The sequence below is a fragment of the Streptomyces sp. JLYT201 genome (assembly GCF_059448825.1).
Genome location: NZ_CM182551.1, coordinates 3,715,210 through 3,733,208, shown reverse-complemented (window position 1 = coordinate 3,733,208; position 17,999 = coordinate 3,715,210). Strand labels below are relative to the sequence as shown.

At 74.2% G+C, this 17,999-nt stretch carries 17 protein-coding genes; 12 read left to right on the top strand and 5 right to left on the bottom strand.

The annotated features are described in order from the left end of the window. Nucleotides 1-5 precede the first annotated feature (5 nt). A complete protein-coding gene (locus AC5WAM_RS14995) occupies nt 6-1,058 on the top strand; it encodes an ABC transporter ATP-binding protein (protein ID WP_366794364.1) in 1,053 nt (350 codons plus the stop codon). Beyond that, complete coding sequence (locus tag AC5WAM_RS14990) at nt 1,051-2,073, top strand: ABC transporter ATP-binding protein (protein ID WP_366794365.1); 1,023 nt, start codon at nt 1,051-1,053, stop codon at nt 2,071-2,073. The genes AC5WAM_RS14995 and AC5WAM_RS14990 overlap by 8 nt, the downstream gene beginning before the upstream one ends. 330 nt (nt 2,074-2,403) lie before the next feature. On the opposite strand, the gene AC5WAM_RS14985 is transcribed toward AC5WAM_RS14990, so the two are convergent. Further along, nucleotides 2,404-4,644 carry a S9 family peptidase gene (locus AC5WAM_RS14985; protein ID WP_495522864.1) on the bottom strand — a complete coding sequence of 747 codons (2,241 nt, stop codon included), beginning with the start codon at nt 4,642-4,644 and terminating at the stop codon, nt 2,404-2,406. A 169-nt stretch (nt 4,645-4,813) separates the two neighbouring features. Between AC5WAM_RS14985 and AC5WAM_RS14980 the strand changes: the two genes are divergently transcribed. The 8 genes from AC5WAM_RS14980 to AC5WAM_RS14945 all read left to right on the top strand — a co-directional run bounded on the left by AC5WAM_RS14980 (nt 4,814) and on the right by AC5WAM_RS14945 (nt 12,779). Further along, complete coding sequence (locus AC5WAM_RS14980) at nt 4,814-5,008, top strand: hypothetical protein (RefSeq protein WP_144320756.1); 195 nt, start codon at nt 4,814-4,816, stop codon at nt 5,006-5,008. Nucleotides 5,009-5,113: 105 nt separating this feature from the next. Further along, nucleotides 5,114-6,022: an N-acetyl-1-D-myo-inositol-2-amino-2-deoxy-alpha-D-glucopyranoside deacetylase gene (gene mshB, locus AC5WAM_RS14975; protein WP_495522863.1), complete on the top strand. Its 909-nt coding sequence runs from the start codon at nt 5,114-5,116 to the stop codon at nt 6,020-6,022. Nucleotides 6,023-6,174: 152 nt separating this feature from the next. Further along, nucleotides 6,175-6,543 carry a DUF6113 family protein gene (locus AC5WAM_RS14970; RefSeq protein ID WP_366794379.1) on the top strand — a complete coding sequence of 123 codons (369 nt, stop codon included), beginning with the start codon at nt 6,175-6,177 and terminating at the stop codon, nt 6,541-6,543. 140 nt (nt 6,544-6,683) lie between these two features. Then, a complete protein-coding gene (locus AC5WAM_RS14965) occupies nt 6,684-8,759 on the top strand; it encodes a hypothetical protein (protein WP_495522862.1) in 2,076 nt (691 codons plus the stop codon). Between the two features lie 225 nt (nt 8,760-8,984). Further along, the gene (locus tag AC5WAM_RS14960; protein ID WP_366794369.1) at nt 8,985-9,944 is read left to right on the top strand and encodes an ABC transporter ATP-binding protein; all 960 of its coding nucleotides are present in this window, start codon (nt 8,985-8,987) and stop codon (nt 9,942-9,944) included. Between the two features lie 212 nt (nt 9,945-10,156). After that, nucleotides 10,157-10,882, top strand: coding sequence for an ABC transporter permease (locus AC5WAM_RS14955; RefSeq protein WP_366794380.1), 726 nt, complete (start codon nt 10,157-10,159; stop codon nt 10,880-10,882). Beyond that, entirely contained in the window at nt 10,879-12,120 is a 1,242-nt protein-coding gene (locus AC5WAM_RS14950; protein ID WP_495522861.1) for a sensor histidine kinase, read from the top strand. The genes AC5WAM_RS14955 and AC5WAM_RS14950 overlap by 4 nt, the downstream gene beginning before the upstream one ends. Next, nucleotides 12,117-12,779 (top strand): response regulator transcription factor, encoded by a 663-nt coding sequence (locus tag AC5WAM_RS14945; protein ID WP_366794370.1) that lies wholly within the window; start codon nt 12,117-12,119, stop codon nt 12,777-12,779. Before AC5WAM_RS14950 ends, AC5WAM_RS14945 begins: the two co-directional genes overlap by 4 nt. 18 nt (nt 12,780-12,797) lie before the next feature. On the opposite strand, the gene AC5WAM_RS14940 is transcribed toward AC5WAM_RS14945, so the two are convergent. The 3 genes from AC5WAM_RS14940 to AC5WAM_RS14930 all read right to left on the bottom strand — a co-directional run bounded on the left by AC5WAM_RS14940 (nt 12,798) and on the right by AC5WAM_RS14930 (nt 15,814). Further along, on the bottom strand, nt 12,798-13,676 hold the full coding sequence (locus AC5WAM_RS14940) for a transglutaminase family protein (RefSeq protein WP_495522860.1): 879 nt from the start codon (nt 13,674-13,676) through the stop codon (nt 12,798-12,800). A gap of 70 nt (nt 13,677-13,746) precedes the next feature. Further along, the gene (locus tag AC5WAM_RS14935; RefSeq protein ID WP_242722413.1) at nt 13,747-14,601 is read right to left on the bottom strand and encodes a transglutaminase-like domain-containing protein; all 855 of its coding nucleotides are present in this window, start codon (nt 14,599-14,601) and stop codon (nt 13,747-13,749) included. Between the two features lie 202 nt (nt 14,602-14,803). Further along, nucleotides 14,804-15,814 carry a GNAT family N-acetyltransferase gene (locus AC5WAM_RS14930; RefSeq protein ID WP_495522859.1) on the bottom strand — a complete coding sequence of 337 codons (1,011 nt, stop codon included), beginning with the start codon at nt 15,812-15,814 and terminating at the stop codon, nt 14,804-14,806. 143 nt (nt 15,815-15,957) lie between these two features. Between AC5WAM_RS14930 and fdxA the strand changes: the two genes are divergently transcribed. Together fdxA and AC5WAM_RS14920 are read left to right on the top strand one after the other, a co-directional pair. Beyond that, nucleotides 15,958-16,278, top strand: coding sequence for a ferredoxin (gene fdxA, locus AC5WAM_RS14925; protein WP_138961620.1), 321 nt, complete (start codon nt 15,958-15,960; stop codon nt 16,276-16,278). 98 nt (nt 16,279-16,376) lie between these two features. Continuing rightward, on the top strand, nt 16,377-17,471 hold the full coding sequence (locus tag AC5WAM_RS14920) for a bifunctional succinyldiaminopimelate transaminase/glutamate-prephenate aminotransferase (RefSeq protein WP_495522858.1): 1,095 nt from the start codon (nt 16,377-16,379) through the stop codon (nt 17,469-17,471). A 98-nt stretch (nt 17,472-17,569) separates the two neighbouring features. Here the strand turns inward: AC5WAM_RS14920 and AC5WAM_RS14915 are convergent, their stop codons facing one another. Then, nucleotides 17,570-17,968, bottom strand: a complete 399-nt coding sequence (locus AC5WAM_RS14915) for an ATP-binding protein (protein WP_138961622.1) — start codon at nt 17,966-17,968, stop codon at nt 17,570-17,572. Nucleotides 17,969-17,999: the final 31 nt, after the last annotated feature.

Genomic DNA, 17,999 nt, shown 5'->3' with positions numbered 1-17,999 from the left:
GCGCCATGGCACCCACGGCACCCCCGGAGTCCGCAGCGGCCGCCGCGGCGGCACCGGCCCCACCGGCCAAGCTGCTCGAAGTGCGCGACCTGCACGTGGAGTTCCGCACCCGCGAGGGCGTGGCCAAGGCCGTCAACGGCGTCGACTACGCCGTCGCGGCGGGTGAGACGCTCGCCGTGCTCGGCGAGTCGGGCTCCGGCAAGTCCGTCACCGCGCAGGCCATCATGGGCATCCTCGACATGCCGCCCGGCCGCATCAGCGGCGGCGAGATCCTCTTCCAGGGCCGGGACCTGCTGAAGCTCAAGGAGGACGAGCGGCGCAAGGTGCGCGGCGCGGGCATGGCGATGATCTTCCAGGACGCGCTCAGCTCGCTGAACCCCGTGCTCAGCGTCGGCGACCAGCTCGGCGAGATGTTCGTCGTCCACCGGGGCATGTCCCGCAAGGACGCCCGCGCGAAGGCCGTCGAGCTGATGGACCGCGTGCGCATCCCCGCCGCCAGGGAGCGCGTCGGGCAGTATCCGCACCAGTTCAGCGGCGGCATGCGCCAGCGCATCATGATCGCCATGGCGATGGCCCTCGAACCGGCCCTGATCATCGCGGACGAGCCGACGACCGCGCTCGACGTCACCGTCCAGGCCCAGGTGATGGACCTGCTCGCGGAGCTCCAGCGGGAGCTGAACATGGGCCTGATCCTCATCACCCACGACCTGGGCGTGGTCGCCGACGTGGCCGACACGATCGCCGTCATGTACGCGGGCCGCATCGTCGAGAAGGCCCCCGTCCACGAGATCTACCAGGCGCCCGCGCACCCCTACACGCGCGGCCTCCTCGACTCGATCCCGCGCCTCGACCAGAAGGGCCAGGACCTCTACGCCATCAAGGGCCTGCCGCCCAACCTCACGAACATCCCGCCCGGCTGCGCCTTCAACCCGCGCTGCCCCATGGCCCAGGACGTGTGCCGCACCGACGAACCGCCGCTCGCCCCGGTCACGTACGAGGGGCTCGCGGGGGAGCGGCGCAGCGCCTGCCACTTCTGGAAGGAGTGCCTCCGTGGCTGAGCCCATTCTGGAAGTGCGCGGACTCGTCAAGCACTACCCGCTCACCCGGGGCATCGTGCTGAAGAAGCAGGTCGGCGCCGTCAAGGCCGTCGACGGCGTGGACTTCGACCTGCGGCGCGGCGAAACCCTCGGCATCGTGGGGGAGTCCGGCTGCGGGAAGTCCACCGTCGCCAAGATGCTCGTGAGCCTGGAGCGGCCCACGGCGGGGGAGATCCGCTTCAAGGGCGAGGACATCGCCGGGCTCTCCGGCCGGGCCCTGAAGGCCGTCCGCCGGAACATCCAGATGGTGTTCCAGGACCCCTACACGTCCCTGAACCCCCGCATGACCGTCGGCGACATCATCGGGGAGCCCTACGAGATCCATCCGGAGGTCGCGCCGAAGGGCTCGCGCCGCAAGAAGGTCCAGGACCTCCTCGACGTGGTCGGGCTGAACCCCGAGTACATCAACCGCTACCCGCACCAGTTCTCCGGCGGACAGCGCCAGCGCATCGGCATCGCGCGCGGGCTCGCCCTGCGCCCGGAGGTCATCGTCGCCGACGAGCCCGTCTCCGCGCTCGACGTCTCCGTGCAGGCGCAGGTCGTGAACCTCCTGGAGCGGTTGCAGAGCGAGTTCGAGCTCTCCTACGTCTTCATCGCCCACGACCTGTCGATCGTGCGGCACATCTCCGACCGGGTCGGGGTCATGTACCTGGGGCGGATCGTCGAGGTCGGCACGGACGCGGAGATCTACGAGCATCCGACGCACCCCTATACGCAGGCGCTGCTCTCCGCCGTGCCCGTGCCGGATCCGCGGGCCCGGGAGCACCGCGAGCGCGTCATCCTCAGCGGGGACGTGCCCTCGCCCGCGAACCCGCCCTCGGGGTGCCGGTTCCGCACGCGCTGCTGGAAGGCCCAGGAGCGCTGCGCCCTCGAGGTCCCGGCCCTCGCCGTCCCCGCGGAGTTCCGCCTGGCCACGGGGCCGGCCGCGCATGACTCGGCCTGCCACTTCGCGGAGGAGAAACACGTGGTGCCGTGAGCCCTCGCGGGTGGCGCCCCAGACCCGCCCCTTCCCACTTCCTGGGGGCTCCGCCCCCAGACCCCCGCTCCTCAATCGCCGGAGAGGCTGAAACACAGCCGCAAGCGGCACCATCCAGCCCGTCCGGCGTTTGAGGACCGGGGGTACGGGGGCGGAGCCCCCGGAGCGGGAAGGGGCGGGTCTGGGGCGTCCCACGCGGGGCGGTAACAGGGCGGCAACCTGGGCGACTCCAGGAGGTAAAGAGAGCGCGCCAGCCTGGTGGCGTACGGCCGTGCGGGTGCCGTTGGACCGGCCGGGGAATGCCATGTGACCCCGGCCGGTCGTCACGGCCTACAGGCCGAGGGAGCGCTTCAGGAAGTCGACCTGGAACAGCAGGAGGTTCTCCGCGACCTGCTCCTGGGGCGTCATGTGCGTGACCCCGGAGAGGGGCAGCACCTCGTGCGGGCGCCCGGCGGCGAGCAGCGCGGAGGACAGCCGCAGGGAGTGCGCGACGGCCACGTTGTCGTCGGCGAGGCCGTGGACGACCAGGAGCGGCCGGTGCGGCTCGGCGGGGTCGACGAGCCCGTCGTCGGCGACCAGGGAGCTGGTGCGGTAGGCCTCGGGCGAGGTGCCCGGGTCGCCGAGGTAGCGCTCCTGGTAGTGCGTGTCGTACAGGCGCAGATCCGTCACCGGCGCCCCGGCCACCGCCGCGTGGAAGACGTCGGGGCGGCGCAGGACCGCCATCGCCGAGAGGTAGCCGCCGAAGGACCAGCCGCGGATGGCGACGCGGTCCAGGTCGAGCGGGAAGCGCTCGGCGAGGGCGTGCAAGGCCTCCACCTGGTCGTCGAGGGTGCGGGTCAGATCGCCCTTGACGGCCTTCTCCCAGGCGGGCGAGCGCCCCGGCGTGCCGCGCCCGTCGGCGACGACGACCGCGAAGCCCTGGTCGGCGAACCACTGCGAGGTGAGGAAGACGTTGCGGGAGCTGAGCACCCGCTGGGCGTGCGGACCGCCGTACGGATCCATGAGGACGGGAAGCCGCACTCCGGAGGAGGGGTCGTACCCCGTCGGAAGCAGGACGGCGCACGGAATCCTCCGTGCGCCCCCTTCGGTGAGCGTCACGCGCGGGGTGAGCCCCGGCTGCTCCGCGTGCGAGACGACGGTGGCCACCTGCTTGCCGTCGCGCAGGACGCGGACCCGTGAGCCGGAGTGGTCGAGCGTGGCCGAAACCAGCACGGTGACGTCGCCCGCCCGCACCGCCGAGTGCACCCCGGGCTCCGGAGAGATCCGCTCCACACCGAGTTCGTTGACGCGGTAGACGTGCACCTCGCCGAGGGCCGGGTCGGTGGCGGCCTCACCCGCGGACGCCGAGACCAGGACCGAGTCGTCGGTCACGTCGAGCACGGCGCGGACGTGCAGCTGCGGCCCGGTCAACGGCCGTTCGCCGACCGCGAGGACGCGCGCGCCGCCCTCGTCCGCGATCCGCACGAGCTGTCCGCTGGGCGACCAGCAGGGCACCCCGGGGAACAGTTCGAGCCATTCGTCGTCCTCGTCGGCGTGCACCATCCGCGTCGTCCCGGCGTCGGGGTCCACGGCCAGATACAGCGCGCTGCGCTGGTCGCGGGCCTGCACGAGGAGCAGCGGCGCACCGTTCGCCGACCAGTGCACGCGGGCCAGGTACGGATAGCGCTCGCGGTCCCAGACGACCTCCGTACGGGTGCCGTCGAGGCCGACCACGAAGAGCCGCACCTCCGCGTTGGGCGTGCCCGCCGCGGGGTACGCGACCTGCTCCGGCTCCCGCTCCGGGTGCGCGGGGTCGGCGATCCACCAGCGCCGCACCGGGGTGTCGTCGACCCGCGCGACCAGGAGCCGGTCGGACTCCGGTGACCACCAGAAGCCCCGGAAGCGCTGCATCTCCTCGGCCGCGATGAACTCCGCCAGCCCGTACGTCACCGTGCCCGGCCCGTCGCCGTCGGGCTCCGCTAGGGCCCGGTCCGCGCCGCCGTCGGCAGCCGTGACGCGCAGCGCGCCCCCGGCGACGTACGCGATGTGCCGCCCGTCCGGCGACGGGCGCGGGTCGATCACCGGGGCGGGCGCGGGCAGCTCGCGCGCGGTGCCCGCGCGCAGCTCCGCGGCGAAGAGGCGCCCCGAGAGGGCGAACGCCGCCAGCTCCGCCGCCGCGTCGGTGGCGTACCCGACGATCCCGGCGCCGCCCTCGCGGCTGCGCTCGCGGCGTGCCCGCTCGGCCGCGGACAGCTGCTCGGCGGACCCGCCGAGCAGCGCCTTCGGGTCGGCGGCGACGCGCTCCACGGGGGACCCGTCCGCGGCGAGGTCGAGGACCCACAGCTGGTTCGCGCGGTCCGTGCCGGACGCGGAGCGGAGGAAGACGACGCGGGAGCCGTCGGGCGCGACGGTGAACGCGCGCGGCGTCCCGAGGGAGAAGCGCTGCGTACGGGCGTGCAGGCGCGGGAAGGACGGCTGCCGCGCCTCGGTGCCGGAGGGGTCCGTGCGGTCCGGCGCCGCGGCGCCGGGCGGAGTACCGGCCTGCTCGGGCGTCTCGGAATGCTCGGCGGTCTCGGGGTTCTGGGTGGTCATCCCCCGAGCCTAAGTGTGATGCGCCCCCTGTGTTTCGGTGCTCCGACTCATGTGATTCCACGGATAGTTATGATCCGTAGCGCGTGGTGGGTAGGACCTTGCTGGCACGGGTGGAGGACTCCGCCGGCGAGGCAGGGGTGAGGCTCGGGGAAGTGGGAGGTGAACCGGCGTGGTGCTGTCGGTCTCGGTGGTGCTGTTGCTGGCCATCATCGTGGTCATGTTGGTGCGGAAGCAGGGGCTCAAGACGATCCACGCGATCGTCTGCGTCCTGCTCGGGTTCTACCTGGCCAGTTCGTCCGTGGCACCAACCATCGACGAGCTGTCGACGAACCTTGCGGGCGTGATCGAGGACATCGACCCGTAAAAGACGCGTCACCGCCGCCCCTGTCGCACCGGTCCCACCGGCGCGACAGGGGCGGACGTGCGGCATGCGCGCCGGGCGGGTGCGCCGGGCTCGTAGGCTGTTCCCATGACGGAACTGCCCGCCCGGCGCCTGCTGCTCGTGCACGCGCACCCCGACGACGAGTCGATCAACAACGGCGCGACGATGGCCGCGTACGCGGCCGCCGGTGCCCGTGTCACGTTGGTGACCTGCACGCTCGGCGAGGAGGGCGAGGTCATCCCGGCGGAGCTCGCGCACCTCGCCCCCGACCGCGAGGACACGCTCGGCGCGTACCGCGTCGGTGAGCTGGCCGCCGCGATGAAGGAGCTCGGCGTCGGCGACCACCGCTTCCTCGGCGGCGCGGGGCGCTACCGCGACTCCGGGATGATGGGCCTCGAACAGAACCACCGCCCCGGCGCCTTCTGGGCCGCCGACCTGGACGAGGCCGCCGCGCACCTCGTCGCGGTGATCCGCGAGGTGCGGCCGCAGGTGCTCGTCACCTACGACCCCGACGGCGGGTACGGCCACCCCGACCACATCCAGGCCCACCGCGTCGCCATGCGCGCCGCGGACCTGGCGGGCGAGCCCGGCTTCCGCACCGACCTGGGCGCGCCGCACGCGATCGCCAAGATCTACTGGAACCGCGCGCCGCGCTCGGTCGTCGAGGAGCGCTTCGGACGCCTCCCGGACGCCCTCCCCGGCACGCCCTTCACGGCCGTCGCCTCCCCGGCCGACGTGCCCGGCGTCACGGACGACGAGCGGATCACCGCGGAGACCGGCGGGCCCGCCTTCGCCGCCGCCAAGGCCGCCGCCATGCGGGCCCACGCCACGCAGATCGACGTGAGCGAGCCGCTGTTCGCGCTGTCGAACGGCCTGGCCCAGCCGATCTTCGACACCGAGTACTACGAGCTCGTACGGGGCGAGTCGGGGGCGGCGCCCGGCGCGCGCGAGACCGATCTGTTCGCCGGGCTCGGCACGGAAGGGGCGGACCAGTGAGTACGCGATCCAACGCCTCGTCGGGCGCGCGGTCCAAGGCCTCGTCCGCGGCCAAGCCCGCGAAGCCGTCCGCCGAGGCCGCGAAGCCCTCCCCGGCCGCGGCGTCCGGCGCGGCGGCCGCCGCCGCGCCCGGCAGCTTCCTCGCCCAGCCGCTGAACGCCGCACGCCTGGTGGCGTACGTCGCGCTCTTCGTGCTCGGCGCGTTCGTCGGGGTCGCGGGGGCGCTCGTCCAACAGGGCTGGTTCCCCGGCGGGTTGCTGCTCGCGCTCGCCGGAGCCGCCGGTGCCTTCTACGGCGGCGCGTGCGCCACCGGCACCAGAGCCGGGGCCCTCGCGCCCGCCGGAGGGTGGCTCGCCGCCGTCATGCTGCTCACGGCGACCCGCCCGGAGGGCGACTTCGTGTTCGGCGCCGGGCTCGGGTCGTACGTCTTCCTGCTCGGCGGCATGGGCGTGGCTGTGATGTGTGCCACGCTCGGACAGCGGCCGCAACCAGGCGCGTCCGACGCCCGACTTGGCAAGTGACGTACCACTTGAGCCCGTCCCCGGCAGGGGTTTGACGCCGGTCACGGGATGCCTGCCGACGGCGGCCAGTATGGTGGTGCGCGCCGCCGAGCCGCCCGAGTGGTCGAGACGGGCGGCGGAGCCAACCAGGAGAACCTGCCTTGAGTCGTGAAACTGACAGTTCGTCCTCCGGTCCTCACGGGCGCGCGGGAGCCGCGTACCCGTCGGGGACGCCGCCGTACGGCTCGCCCGCTCAGGGCGCAGGCCCGGACGGAGCGGACGGCGCCGGGCTCGGGCCCGGCGACCGGCGGTCCGGCGAACCGAAGACCGAGACCACGCTGACCACCCGGATCCGGATCAACATCCCCGGATCGCGGCCCATCCCGCCCGTCGTGATGCGCACGCCGGTCGGGGACGCCGACGGCGACAGAGGTACGGAACCCCACGGTCCGGACGACACCGCCTCCGGACTGGGGGCCGCCTCGGTGCTGCCCGGCCCCGGCGCGCCCGCACCCGCCCCCGGCGGGACGCTGAACGGCGGCGCCGCCCCGCAGGCGTCCACGGGGCCCGCCGGAGGTTCCGCTTCCGGCGAGGACGGCGGGGAGCCCGCGAGCGACTGGTTCGCACCGCGCAAGACCCCGGCCAAGGGTCCGTCCACTCCGGGGAGCCCTGCTCCCTCTTCGGGCACCGGTTCGGGTGACTCCGGCACGGGGGGCTACGACGTGTCCGCCGCCGTGGCGGCCGGACCGCTCGGCTCCGGCGGGGAGCCGCGGCGCGACGACCTCCCGTACTTCCCCGGCGACGACCGGCCCGCCGGCCCCACCGGGGGACCGGTGACCGGGGACGGCCCGATGCTGACGCCGGAGCCCCCGGCCGAGCCCGACCCGTACGCGGCGGGCCCCGAGCCGTACGGGACCGGTGCCGACCCGTTCGCGGGCGGCCCCGCAGGTCCCGCGGGCCCCGGCGGCCCCGGCCGCCTCAGCGACGACACCGCGATCCTCACGCCGCAGAAGCCCGTGCCCGGCGCGGGCGGCCCCGGCGGCCCCCGGCCGCCCGCCGGCGGCGCCCCCGGTGGCCCGGGCGTGCCCGGCGCCCCCGGAGCGCCCGGAGGAAACGTCTCCGGTGACACGCTCAACAGCGGCATCCCGGTCGTCCCGCCCGCCCAGAACGGGCCGTTCGCGCCCGGAGCCCCCGACGGACCGCTGCCGCACACGCCGCCCAAGCTGCCCGAGCCCGCGCAGCAGAAGGCCCCGGCCGCCCCGGCGGCCAAGAAGGCGAAGAAGAAGGGCCGCAGCAAGCTGGTCATGCTCGCCGGGCTCGTCGTGGTCATCGGCTGCGGCGCGTACGGCGCGGGCCTCCTGATGAACCACGCGGACGTGCCGAAGGGCACCACCGTCCTCGGCGTCGACATCGGCGGCGGCACCCGCGACGAGGCCGTCAAGAAGCTCGACGCGGCGCTCGGCGAGCGCGTCAACAAGCCGCTCAAGCTGACGGTCGGCGGCGACACGCTCACCCTCAAGCCGGACCAGGCGGGGCTCACGCTCGACAGCCAGGCCACGGTCCGCTCCGCCGCGGGCAGCGACTACAACCCCGTGTCGGTGATCGGCGGCCTGTTCGGCGGCGAGCGCGTCGTCGAGCCGGAGATGCCCGTCGACGAGGAGAAGCTGGCGGCCGCCCTGGAGCGCGCCGCGGGCGGCTCCGGATCCGGCACCGCCAAGGAGGGCACGGTCAAGTTCGTGCCCGGCAAGGCCGTCGCGGTCCACGGCAGGGCGGGCAAGGGCATCGACGCCGAGAAGGCCTCGGGCGCGGTCGCCCAGGCGTACAAGAAGCAGGTCGAGACCGGCAGCGCGGGCAGCGTGGCGGTGCCCGTCACGAACCGCAAGCCTACGGTCTCGGACGCCGAGGTCGACCGGTTCATGCGGGAGTTCGCCAAGCCCGCCATGTCCGCCAACGTCACGATCAAGGCGGGCACCGGCAGCGGCATCCCGCTCGGCCCCGCGCGGTCGCTGCCGCAGGTCCTTGGCGTGAAGGTCGTGGACGGAAAGCTCGTCGAGACGTACGACCTCAAGGCGCTCAAGGCGCTCTACGGCAGCACCTTCGACGGCGTCCTGATCCAGCGGGGCAACGGCAAGAAGACGCCGGTCCAGCCGACGGACGTCGCCCAGGCCATGGGCAAGGCGCTGCGCGGCAAGACGCCCGCGGAGCGCATCGGCGTGATCGAGACGAACGCGAGCTAGCTTCGCTGGATGTGCCGCGACGGGCCCGCCGGTTGACTGCGGGTCCGTCGTGGCTGCTCGCGCCCACGCGGCGGAGCCGCACACCGACATGGCCCCGCGCCCCTTCGGGGCGCCGTCGCCAGGGCCCGGCGCCGTCGGTCATCCCTCCCGCATGACATCTGTCATGCGGATGTCACCACACCCGACACTGCCGTCGCACCGCTCTGACCAGCGACGATGGTGCACATGACGACGACAGAGACCACTGCGGCGGGCCCCGCGGAGCCCTCGGTGAGTGCCGTGCGGTTCGCATCCGTGACCAAGTCCTACGGGGACGTACGGGCCGTCGACGGCCTGAGCCTCGATCTGCGGCCCGGTGAGACGGTGGCGCTGCTCGGGCCGAACGGCGCGGGCAAGTCGTCCACGCTCGACCTGCTCCTCGGCCTGCGCCGTCCGGACAGCGGCACGGTCAGCGTGTTCGGCACCGGACCGCGCGAGGCGATCACCGCGGGCCGCGTCGGGGCGATGCTGCAGAGCGGCGGCCTCATGGACGAGGTCTCGGTGCGCGAACTGGTCCGCCTCGCCTGCGCGTTGCACCCGCGGCCGTACCGCGTGAACGACGTCCTCGCGCACGCGGGCATCACCCAGATCGCCGACCGCAAGGTCAACCGGCTCTCCGGCGGCCAGCAGCAGCGCGTCCGGTTCGCGCTCGCGACCGCCGGGCCCAACGACCTGATCGTCCTCGACGAGCCGACCACGGGCATGGACGTCAGCGCCCGCCAGGCGTTCTGGGCGACCATGCGGGAGCAGGCGGACCAGGGCCGCGCGGTCCTCTTCGCCACGCACTACCTGGAGGAGGCCGACGCGATCGCGGACCGCGTCCTGGTGCTGCACCGGGGCCGCCTCCTCGCCGACGGCACCGCCGCCGAGATCAAGGCGCGGGCCGGTGCCCGCAAGGTCAGCTTCGACCTGGCGGAGCTGGCCGCCGACGCCGCCGAGCTGACCGCACGGCTGCGCCGCCTGCCGCACGTCAGCGCGCTCGACGTGTCCGGGCGCACGGTGCGGCTCCAGTCGACCGACGCCGACGCCACCGTGCACGCGCTGTACGGCCTCGGCGTCTACCCCCGCAACCTGGAGGTCGCGGGCCTCGGCCTGGAGCAGGCCTTCGTCGCGATCACCGCGGCCGAGGAGGCGAAGGCGGCATGACCGGCACCTCCACCACCCCGCGCGCCTCCACCACGCCGCACACCGGCACCACCCCGCGCGCCTCCTCCACCCCGCACACCGACACCAGCACGGAGACCGACGTGACCACGGCGACGCACACGACGGAAGCGGCACGAGCGACGCACACCACGACGGCACGGGCGGGCGCCCGGCGGGGGGCGGCGGGCTTCTCCTCCGCGGCCCTCGTCAAGCTGGAGATCAAGCGCTCCCTGCGCAACCGGAAGTTCCTGTTCTTCTCCGTGCTCTTCCCGGCGCTGCTCTTCCTGATCACCGCGGGCGGCCAGGACGCCCACGCCAAGATGCCCGGCAGCGGCGGCCTGAGCGTGCCCGCGTACCTGATGGTGTCCATGGCCTCCTTCGGGGCGCTCACCGCCGTCCTGATGGGCAACAGCGAGCGCATCGCCCAGGAGCGCGAGAGCGGCTGGGTGCGCCAGCTGCGCCTGACCAGCCTGCCCGGCCGCGGCTACGTGCTCGCCAAGACGGCCAGCGCCGCCGTCGTCAGCCTGCCCTCGATCCTCGTGGTCTTCGCGGCCGGGGCCGCCGTCAAGGACGTCCGTCTGGACGCCTGGCAGTGGCTGGCCCTGACCGGCTCGATCTGGGCGGGCAGCCTGTGCTTCGCCGCGCTCGGCGTGGCCGTCGGCTACCTCGCCACCAGCGACACGGCACGCCCGATCGCGATGATCCTGTACTTCACCCTCTCGGTCCTCGGCGGCCTGTGGATGCCCTCCACGACCTTCCCGCACTGGCTCCAGACCCTCGGCGAGTGGCTGCCCACGCACGCGTACGCGGCGCTCGGCCGCGCCATCGAGCTGGGTGGCGCCCCGCACGCCAAGGACGTCGTCCTGCTCGTCGCGTACTTCGCGGCCTTCGCCACGGGCGCGGCCTGGCTGTACCGGAAGGACACACTGAAGGCGTGAACGAACCACTGGACCTGGAGCGCCGCCACCCCCTGCACAGCTTCGGACGGCCCGTCACGGACCGCCGCGCGGCCCGCACCAAGGCCGCCTGGATCGGCATCTGGCTGGTCTTCATGGCGGCACCGGTGAAGGACCTGGCCGACGGCGGCCGCTCCACGGCGGCGACGGTCCTCGGCTCGCTCGGCCTCGCCGCGTTCGTCGGCTGCTACCTCACCCTCGTCTTCCGGTACACGACACGGGTGCTCAGCTGGCGCTGGGTGTACGTCACGTACGGGGCCCTCGTGCTGCTCGCGGCCGCCCTCTCGGCCTGGATGGACTCCGCCTGGCTCGGCCTGTGGGTGTACGTCGCGGTGTCCGCGGGCGCGGTCCTGCCCATGGGTCAGGCCCTGTGGGTGATCCCGGCCGTCACCGGGCTGATGCTGGCGATCGGCGTGTACGCGCAGGGCGTGGGCGCGGCGGACCTGATCACCGGCCTCGGCGTGACGACCTTCCTCGTCGGCTTCGCGATGACCGGCGTCCGCCACCTGATCCGTACGACCGTCCAGCTCCGCCAGGCCCGCGCCACGGTCGCCCAGCTCGCCGCCAACGAGGAGCGCCTGCGCCTGGCCCGCGACCTGCACGACCTGCTCGGCCACTCGCTCTCGCTGATCACGCTGAAGAGCGAGCTGGCCGGGCGGATGCTGCCCGACCACCCGGACCGGGCCGCCCAGCAGGTCGCCGACATCGAGCAGGTCAGCCGCCAGGCCCTGGTGGACGTCCGCGAGGCCGTCACCGGCTACCGCAGGCTCACCCTGCCCGGACAGCTCGCCGGGGCGCGCACCGCGCTGACCGCCGCGGGCGTCGAGGCCACCGTCCCCCTGGAGGTCCCCGAGGGCCCGCAGGCGCCCGACGAGGAGCGGGAGGCCGCGCTCGCCTGGGCGCTGCGCGAGGCCGTGACGAACGTCGTACGGCACAGCGGGGCGAGCCGCTGCGCGGTCACGCTCACCCGCCGCCAGACCCTCGCGGGCCCGGTGCTCGAACTGGCCGTGGAGGACGACGGCGTGGGCCTCACGGCGGGCACCGGCCACGGCAACGGCCTGACCGGTCTCACCGAGCGCCTGGAGGCCGTCGGCGGCGTCCTGGAGGTGGGCTCGGGCGGCGGGCGCGGGGGCCGCGGCTTCCGGCTCGCCGCGCGCGTGCCGCTGACGGCGGACCCGGCGGGGGCCGCCGCGGCGTCCGCTCTAGGATCACCCGCATGACCGGCACGCACACCCCCGCAGACCCCGGCACGGCCGACGCCCCGGCGGGCGGCCCCGTCCGGGTGCTGCTCGCCGAGGACCAGTCCATGGTCCGTGAGGCCCTCGCGGCGCTGCTCGGCCTGGAACCGGACATCGAGGTCGTGGCGCAGGTGGCGCGCGGCGACGAGGTGCTCGCGGCCGCGCGCGCCCACCCCGTCGACGTGGCGCTCCTGGACATCGAGATGCCGGGCCGCACCGGCATCGAGGCGGCGGCGGAGCTGCGCGCCGCCCTGCCCGGGGTGAAGGTCGTCGTCCTCACCACCTTCGGCCGCCCCGGCTATCTGCGCAGCGCCATGGAGGCCGGGGCCGTGGCCTTCCTGGTGAAGGACGCGCCCGCGGCCCAGCTCGCCGACGCCGTGCGCCGCGTCCTCGCGGGCGAGCGCGTCATCGACCCCACGCTGGCCGCGGCCGCCCTCGCCGAGGGCGCCAACCCGCTGACCGACCGCGAGCGGGAGGTCCTGCGCGCCGCCGCCGACGGCTCCACCAACGCCGAGCTGGCCGCCGCCCTGCACCTGTCCCAGGGCACGGTCCGCAACTACCTGTCGACGGCCATCCAGAAGCTCGCCGCGCGCAACCGCGCCGAGGCCGTGCGGGTCGCCCGGGACAAGGGCTGGCTGTGACCCGCCGCCGGGCCGGGCTCAGTTGAGCCGCGCCCGGGCCGCCCGCGCCTGCCGCCGCACCCGCTCGGCCGCCGCCGCGTCGCGCGGGGCGAGGGCGTCGGCGTAGGTCTCCAGCTCGGCGGCGCCGGCGCGGAAGTCGCCGCGCTGGACCAGGAGCTGGGCCCGGTCGTGGTGCAGCCGGTCCGCCGGTCCTGGAAGCAGCAGTGCGAGCTCCACGGCCCACAGGGCGACGTCGGAGCGCTCGGGCCGGGCAGCGGCCCAGACGCGGATGTTGTTCAGGACGCGCAGGACGATCTCGCGCGGGTCGGCGGGCCGTAGCATCGCCGGTTCCAGCGGCGCCCCGGTGGCGCCCGCGACCAGGAGCCGCGCCTCCGTACAGCTCAGTAGGCGCCCTCCGCCGAACGGGTCGGCGAGCACGCGCTCCTCGCACCCGCCCTGGCCGCCACAGGAGTCGTACGCGCCGCAGCCCTCGCCCGGGCGGGCGTCCGGGCTGCCGAAGGCGACCACGAAGTGACCGGGCAGCGCGACGCCGTACACCGGGGCGCCCGCCCGCCGGGCCACCTCGATCCACAGCACCGACAGCAGGATCGGCAGGCCGCGTCTGCGTCGCAGGACGCGGTGCAGGAGGGCCGACTCCAGGCGTTGGTAGTCACCGGGCCGCCCGCAGAACCCCAGGCGCCCGCCGAGCAGTTCGGCGAGCGCGGAGGCCCAGGCGCGGGGCCCGCCCGGGCTCGGCGGCAGCAGCTGCGCGAGCAGGTCCAGCTGGCGCCGCGCCGCCGCCATGCCCGCCGCGTCGAGCGCGGGGTCCGCCTCCGTGCCGATCAGCAGGCACAGCAGCGCGAGGTCGGGCCGCTCGGCCCTGGCCTCCACCGCGAAGGCTCGACGCCACGGATGCATAGGACGGTGGTGCCCGGCCGGGGGCGCCTCAACCGGGGCCGAGCGCCCCCGGACCCCGCCCCGCGCGGGTTCAGTTGAGCTTCGCCCGGGCCGCCCGCGCCTGGAGCCGGACCCGCTCCGCCGTCGTGGGCTCGATCGACTCGACGACCTCGGCGTACTCGTCGAGACCCCGCGCCCCCTCCAGGAAGTCACCGCGCTCGACGAGCAGCTGGGCCCGCTCGTAGCGCAGCCGCGCCGGGTGCGAGGGCAGCAGGAGCGACAGTTCGAGGGCCCACAGCGCCACGTGGGAGCGCTCGGAGCGGGCCGCGGCCCAGGCCCGGATGTTGTTGAGGATGCGCAGCATGATGTTCAGCGGGGCCGCGGCCGTCAGGAGCGAGGAGTTGAGCTTGCCGCCCGTGGTCTGCGCGACCAGCTGCTCCGCGTCCTCGCGGCTCAGCAGCCGCCCGCCGTTGAACGGGTCGGCGAGGACCTGCTCCGTCGCGCCGTACTCGTCCGGGCTGCCGAAGCCCACCACGAAGTGGCCGGGCAGCGCGACGCCGTACACCGGGGCGCCCGCACGCCGGGCCACCTCTATCCACACCACGGACAACAGGATCGGCAGGCCCCGCTTGTGCCGCAGCACCTCGTGCAGGAGCGAGGACTCCAGGCGCTGGTAGTCCGTGGCGGTGCCGTGGAAGCCGTGCCGCCCGCCGAGCAGCTCGGACATCGCGGCCGCCCAGGCGCGCGCCCCGCCCGGCCGGTAGGGGAGCTGCCCGGCGAGCGTGTCCAGCTCGATCTGCGCCGCCACGATGCCCGCGTCGTCGAGCTCCGGGTCCGCCTCCCCGCTCAACAGCAGGCACAGCAGGGACAGGTCGGGCCGCTCGGACCTGGCCTCGTCGGCGAATCTGCGCCGCCATTCACTGGACTTCGCGGGCTGTGCGCGCATCCGTGCCTCTGTCGTTTCTGTGTGGGCCCGTCCGGCCGGGCCGAGGGGTGGTGCCGGGGTGCTGCTTCCCGTGCTGTCTTCGTCGTACGCGTACGCCGGTCGTACGCGTACGCCGCCATCCGTGAGGGGCCGAAGCGCCGTCGCGCCCGGTACCGGGCGCCTCGCCCGCCCGGGCGCGGCCGCTCGGGCCTTCCGTCGTCGCTCACGCCTCCGGTCGCTCGGGCCGCCTGTAGTGGTCGTAACGGTGGTGGACGGAGAATCCCATCCCGTCGTACAGCGCCCGCGCACCGCCGTTGTCCTCCTCCACCTGGAGCCACGCGGCCGACGCCCCCTCGTCGAGCGCCCGCCGCGCGAGCGCCGTCATCACGGCCGTGGCCAGGCCCCGCCGCCGCTGCGCGGGGTCCACCTCCACCGCCATGAATCCCGCCCACCGGCCGTCGACCACGCACCGCCCGATCGCCGCCGGCACGCCCTCGTCACCGGGCACGGAAGCGAACCACACGGAGGGGCCGCTCGTCAGTACCCGGACCACATGTGGTCCCGCCGCCGCGGCCCGCCCGTACCGCCGCAGCCACGCCTCGTCGACGCCGCGCGCCAGCGTCACCCGGCCGGTGTCCACGGGCAGGTCCCCGACCGGGGCGAGCGCGCCGGTCAGGACCCGCGTGGTCACCTCCCGCGCCCAGCCGCGCCGTTCTAGCTCCGCGCGGAGCCGTTCCTGCGCGTCGTCGACGCCGGTCGCGGTCTGCACGTACGCGGGCAGGCCGCGGTCCGCGTACCAACTGCGCACGTACGTCAGCGCGTCGTCGAGAGGGCGGCCCGGATCGCCGAGCGGCAGCACGGAGTTGGCCCGTCGGGTGAATCCGGCGGCGGCCCGCAGCGTCCACCCGCCGAGGCGCTCGCTCTCCACCGGCTGCCAGGAGCGCGCCCCCGCCCGCGCCAGCTCCTCGTACGTCGCGGCGGGCCCCCGGCGGCGCGCGGGCGCGGTCGGCACGACCTTCCCCGCGACCAGGACACTCTCCGCAATCCGGACAGCCTCGCCACTCTTGCGTGTGATCACCAACACACCGTCGTTCCACGATGTGAGAACGCCCACCGTGTCCGTGAACCGGGAGCCCGGGGCGTCCGCCTCGCTCACACGTCGAACCGATACGCGTTTACCCACGTCAGAAGGGGTGATTCGGACCTCGAGCCGTCCGCCCGCAGTGAATTCCACAGCTCTGTACGCCCCTCCTGTTCGGATCTTGCCCGGGAACGGAGATACTAGGTGCGGGCATCGACGACGCCGCGCTCCCGCGCGCCAGGCGAGCGGAGCCTGAGGACGGCCCGCCAGCGCCCGTATCGAGGAGGAACGACAGCGTGACCTACGTCATCGCGCAGCCTTGTGTCGACGTCAAGGACAAGGCGTGCATCGAGGAGTGCCCGGTCGACTGCATTTACGAGGGCAACCGCTCCTTGTACATCCACCCGGACGAATGCGTCGACTGTGGAGCCTGCGAACCGGTCTGCCCGGTCGAGGCGATCTTCTACGAGGACGACACTCCTGAGGAGTGGAAGGACTACTACAAGGCGAACGTCGAGTTCTTCGACGAGCTCGGCTCGCCCGGTGGTGCCAGCAAGCTCGGCCTGATCGAGCGCGACCACCCCTTCGTCGCAGGCCTGCCGCCGCAGAACCAGTAAGCGGCCGTCCAAGCGCCGCCCCGGTCCCGTACGGCCACGTCCGCCGTACGGGGCCGGGGCGTTTGTACAAGACCCACGCACCGCCTGGAGCGCATCTCGTGTCAGCAGTCTCCGACCGTCTTCCCACGTTCCCCTGGGACAAGCTCGAGCCGTACAAGGAGACGGCGGCGGCCCACCCGGACGGCATCGTCGACCTGTCGGTCGGCACCCCCGTCGACCCGGTGCCCGAGCTGATCCAGAAGGCGCTCGTCGCGGCCGCCGACTCGCCCGGCTATCCCACGGTGTGGGGCACGCCCGAGCTGCGCGACGCGCTCACCGGCTGGTGCGCCCGGCGCCTCGGTGCCCGCGAGCTGACCCACCACAACGTGCTGCCGATCGTCGGTTCCAAGGAGCTCGTCGCCTGGCTCCCCACCCAGCTCGGCCTCGGCCCCGGCGACAAGGTCGCCTACCCGCGCCTGGCCTACCCGACGTACGAGGTCGGCGCGCGCCTGGCCCGCGCGGAGTACCTCACGTACGAGGACCCGCTGGAGCTCGACCCCACCGGCCTCAAGCTCCTGTGGCTCAACTCGCCCTCCAACCCGACCGGTCGTGTCCTGTCAAAGGACGAGCTGACCCGGGTCGTGGCCTGGGCGCGCGAGCACGGCGTCCTGCTGGTCAGTGACGAGTGCTATCTGGAGCTCGGCTGGGAGGCCGACCCGACGTCGGTCCTGCACCCGGACGTCTGCGGCGGCTCGTACGAGGGCATCGTGGCGGTCCACTCCCTCTCCAAGCGCTCGAACCTCGCGGGCTACCGCGCGGCGTTCGTCGCCGGGGACGCCGCCGTGCTCGGCGACCTCCTCCAGATCCGCAAGCACGGCGGAATGATGACTTCCGCTCCGACGCAGGCCGCGGTGATCGCGGCCCTCGGGGACGACGCCCACGTCCACGAGCAGCGCGAGCGCTACGCGGCCCGCCGCGCCGCCCTGCGCGCGGCCCTGGTGCGGCACGGCTTCCGCATCGAGCACAGCGAGGCGAGCCTGTACCTGTGGGCCACCCGCGACGAGTCCTGCTGGGACACGGTCGCCCACCTGGCCTCCCTCGGCATCCTGGTGGCCCCCGGCGACTTCTACGGCGAGGCGGGCGCCCGCTTCGTCCGCGTGGCGATGACGGCGACGGACGAACGAGTGGCGGCAGCGGTGTCCCGCTTGGCGTAGCCCACCGCTGCCCCTGTTGTGGGCAACCGGCAACGCAAAGGGGTGTGGGGAGCCGCTCGGCTCCCCACACCCCTTTGCGCGTACCCGGACCCGGAGGGTCAGCCCAGCGGCAGGCTCTTCACCGGCAGCTGCTCGGTCGGCAGCCCCTTCCCCGTCGCGTCCCCGAGAACCTCACCCGCCCCCTCGGCCACGTCATCCGCGGCCCCCTTCGCGGCGGGCGTCGTCGTCTTCGCACCCTTGCCCACCGCCTTGCCCGCGGTCGGCACGCCCTTCTTGACGGCCTTGCTCCCGGCTTCCGTCGCGACGCCACTGGCCTTCTGCGTGGCGCCGTCGACCGTGTCGCCCAGGCTGCTCGGGTCGACGGCGCTGAGCCCGCCCAGCTTCGACGTGTCCGGCAGGTCGGCGGCGCTCGCGGAGCCGGCCGCACCGACCACGGGCGCCGCCGCGGCGACGAGCAGCGCGGCACGGGCGATCCGGCGGGTCAGGGGGAGGGACATGATGCTCCTTAGCGGGAGAGGACGGTGAGGT

What these genes read in the sequence shown, in the direction of transcription:
- AC5WAM_RS14995 (WP_366794364.1), top strand. Translation starts at nt 6, where the DNA reads ATGGCACCCACGGCACCCCCGGAGTCCGCAGCGGCCGCCGCGGCGGCA.
- AC5WAM_RS14985 (WP_495522864.1), bottom strand. Translation starts at nt 4,644, where the DNA reads ATGACCACCCAGAACCCCGAGACCGCCGAGCATTCCGAGACGCCCGAG.
- mshB (WP_495522863.1), top strand. Translation starts at nt 5,114, where the DNA reads ATGACGGAACTGCCCGCCCGGCGCCTGCTGCTCGTGCACGCGCACCCC.
- AC5WAM_RS14960 (WP_366794369.1), top strand. Translation starts at nt 8,985, where the DNA reads ATGACGACGACAGAGACCACTGCGGCGGGCCCCGCGGAGCCCTCGGTG.
- AC5WAM_RS14945 (WP_366794370.1), top strand. Translation starts at nt 12,117, where the DNA reads ATGACCGGCACGCACACCCCCGCAGACCCCGGCACGGCCGACGCCCCG.
- AC5WAM_RS14940 (WP_495522860.1), bottom strand. Translation starts at nt 13,676, where the DNA reads ATGCATCCGTGGCGTCGAGCCTTCGCGGTGGAGGCCAGGGCCGAGCGG.
- AC5WAM_RS14935 (WP_242722413.1), bottom strand. Translation starts at nt 14,601, where the DNA reads ATGCGCGCACAGCCCGCGAAGTCCAGTGAATGGCGGCGCAGATTCGCC.
- AC5WAM_RS14915 (WP_138961622.1), bottom strand. Translation starts at nt 17,968, where the DNA reads ATGTCCCTCCCCCTGACCCGCCGGATCGCCCGTGCCGCGCTGCTCGTC.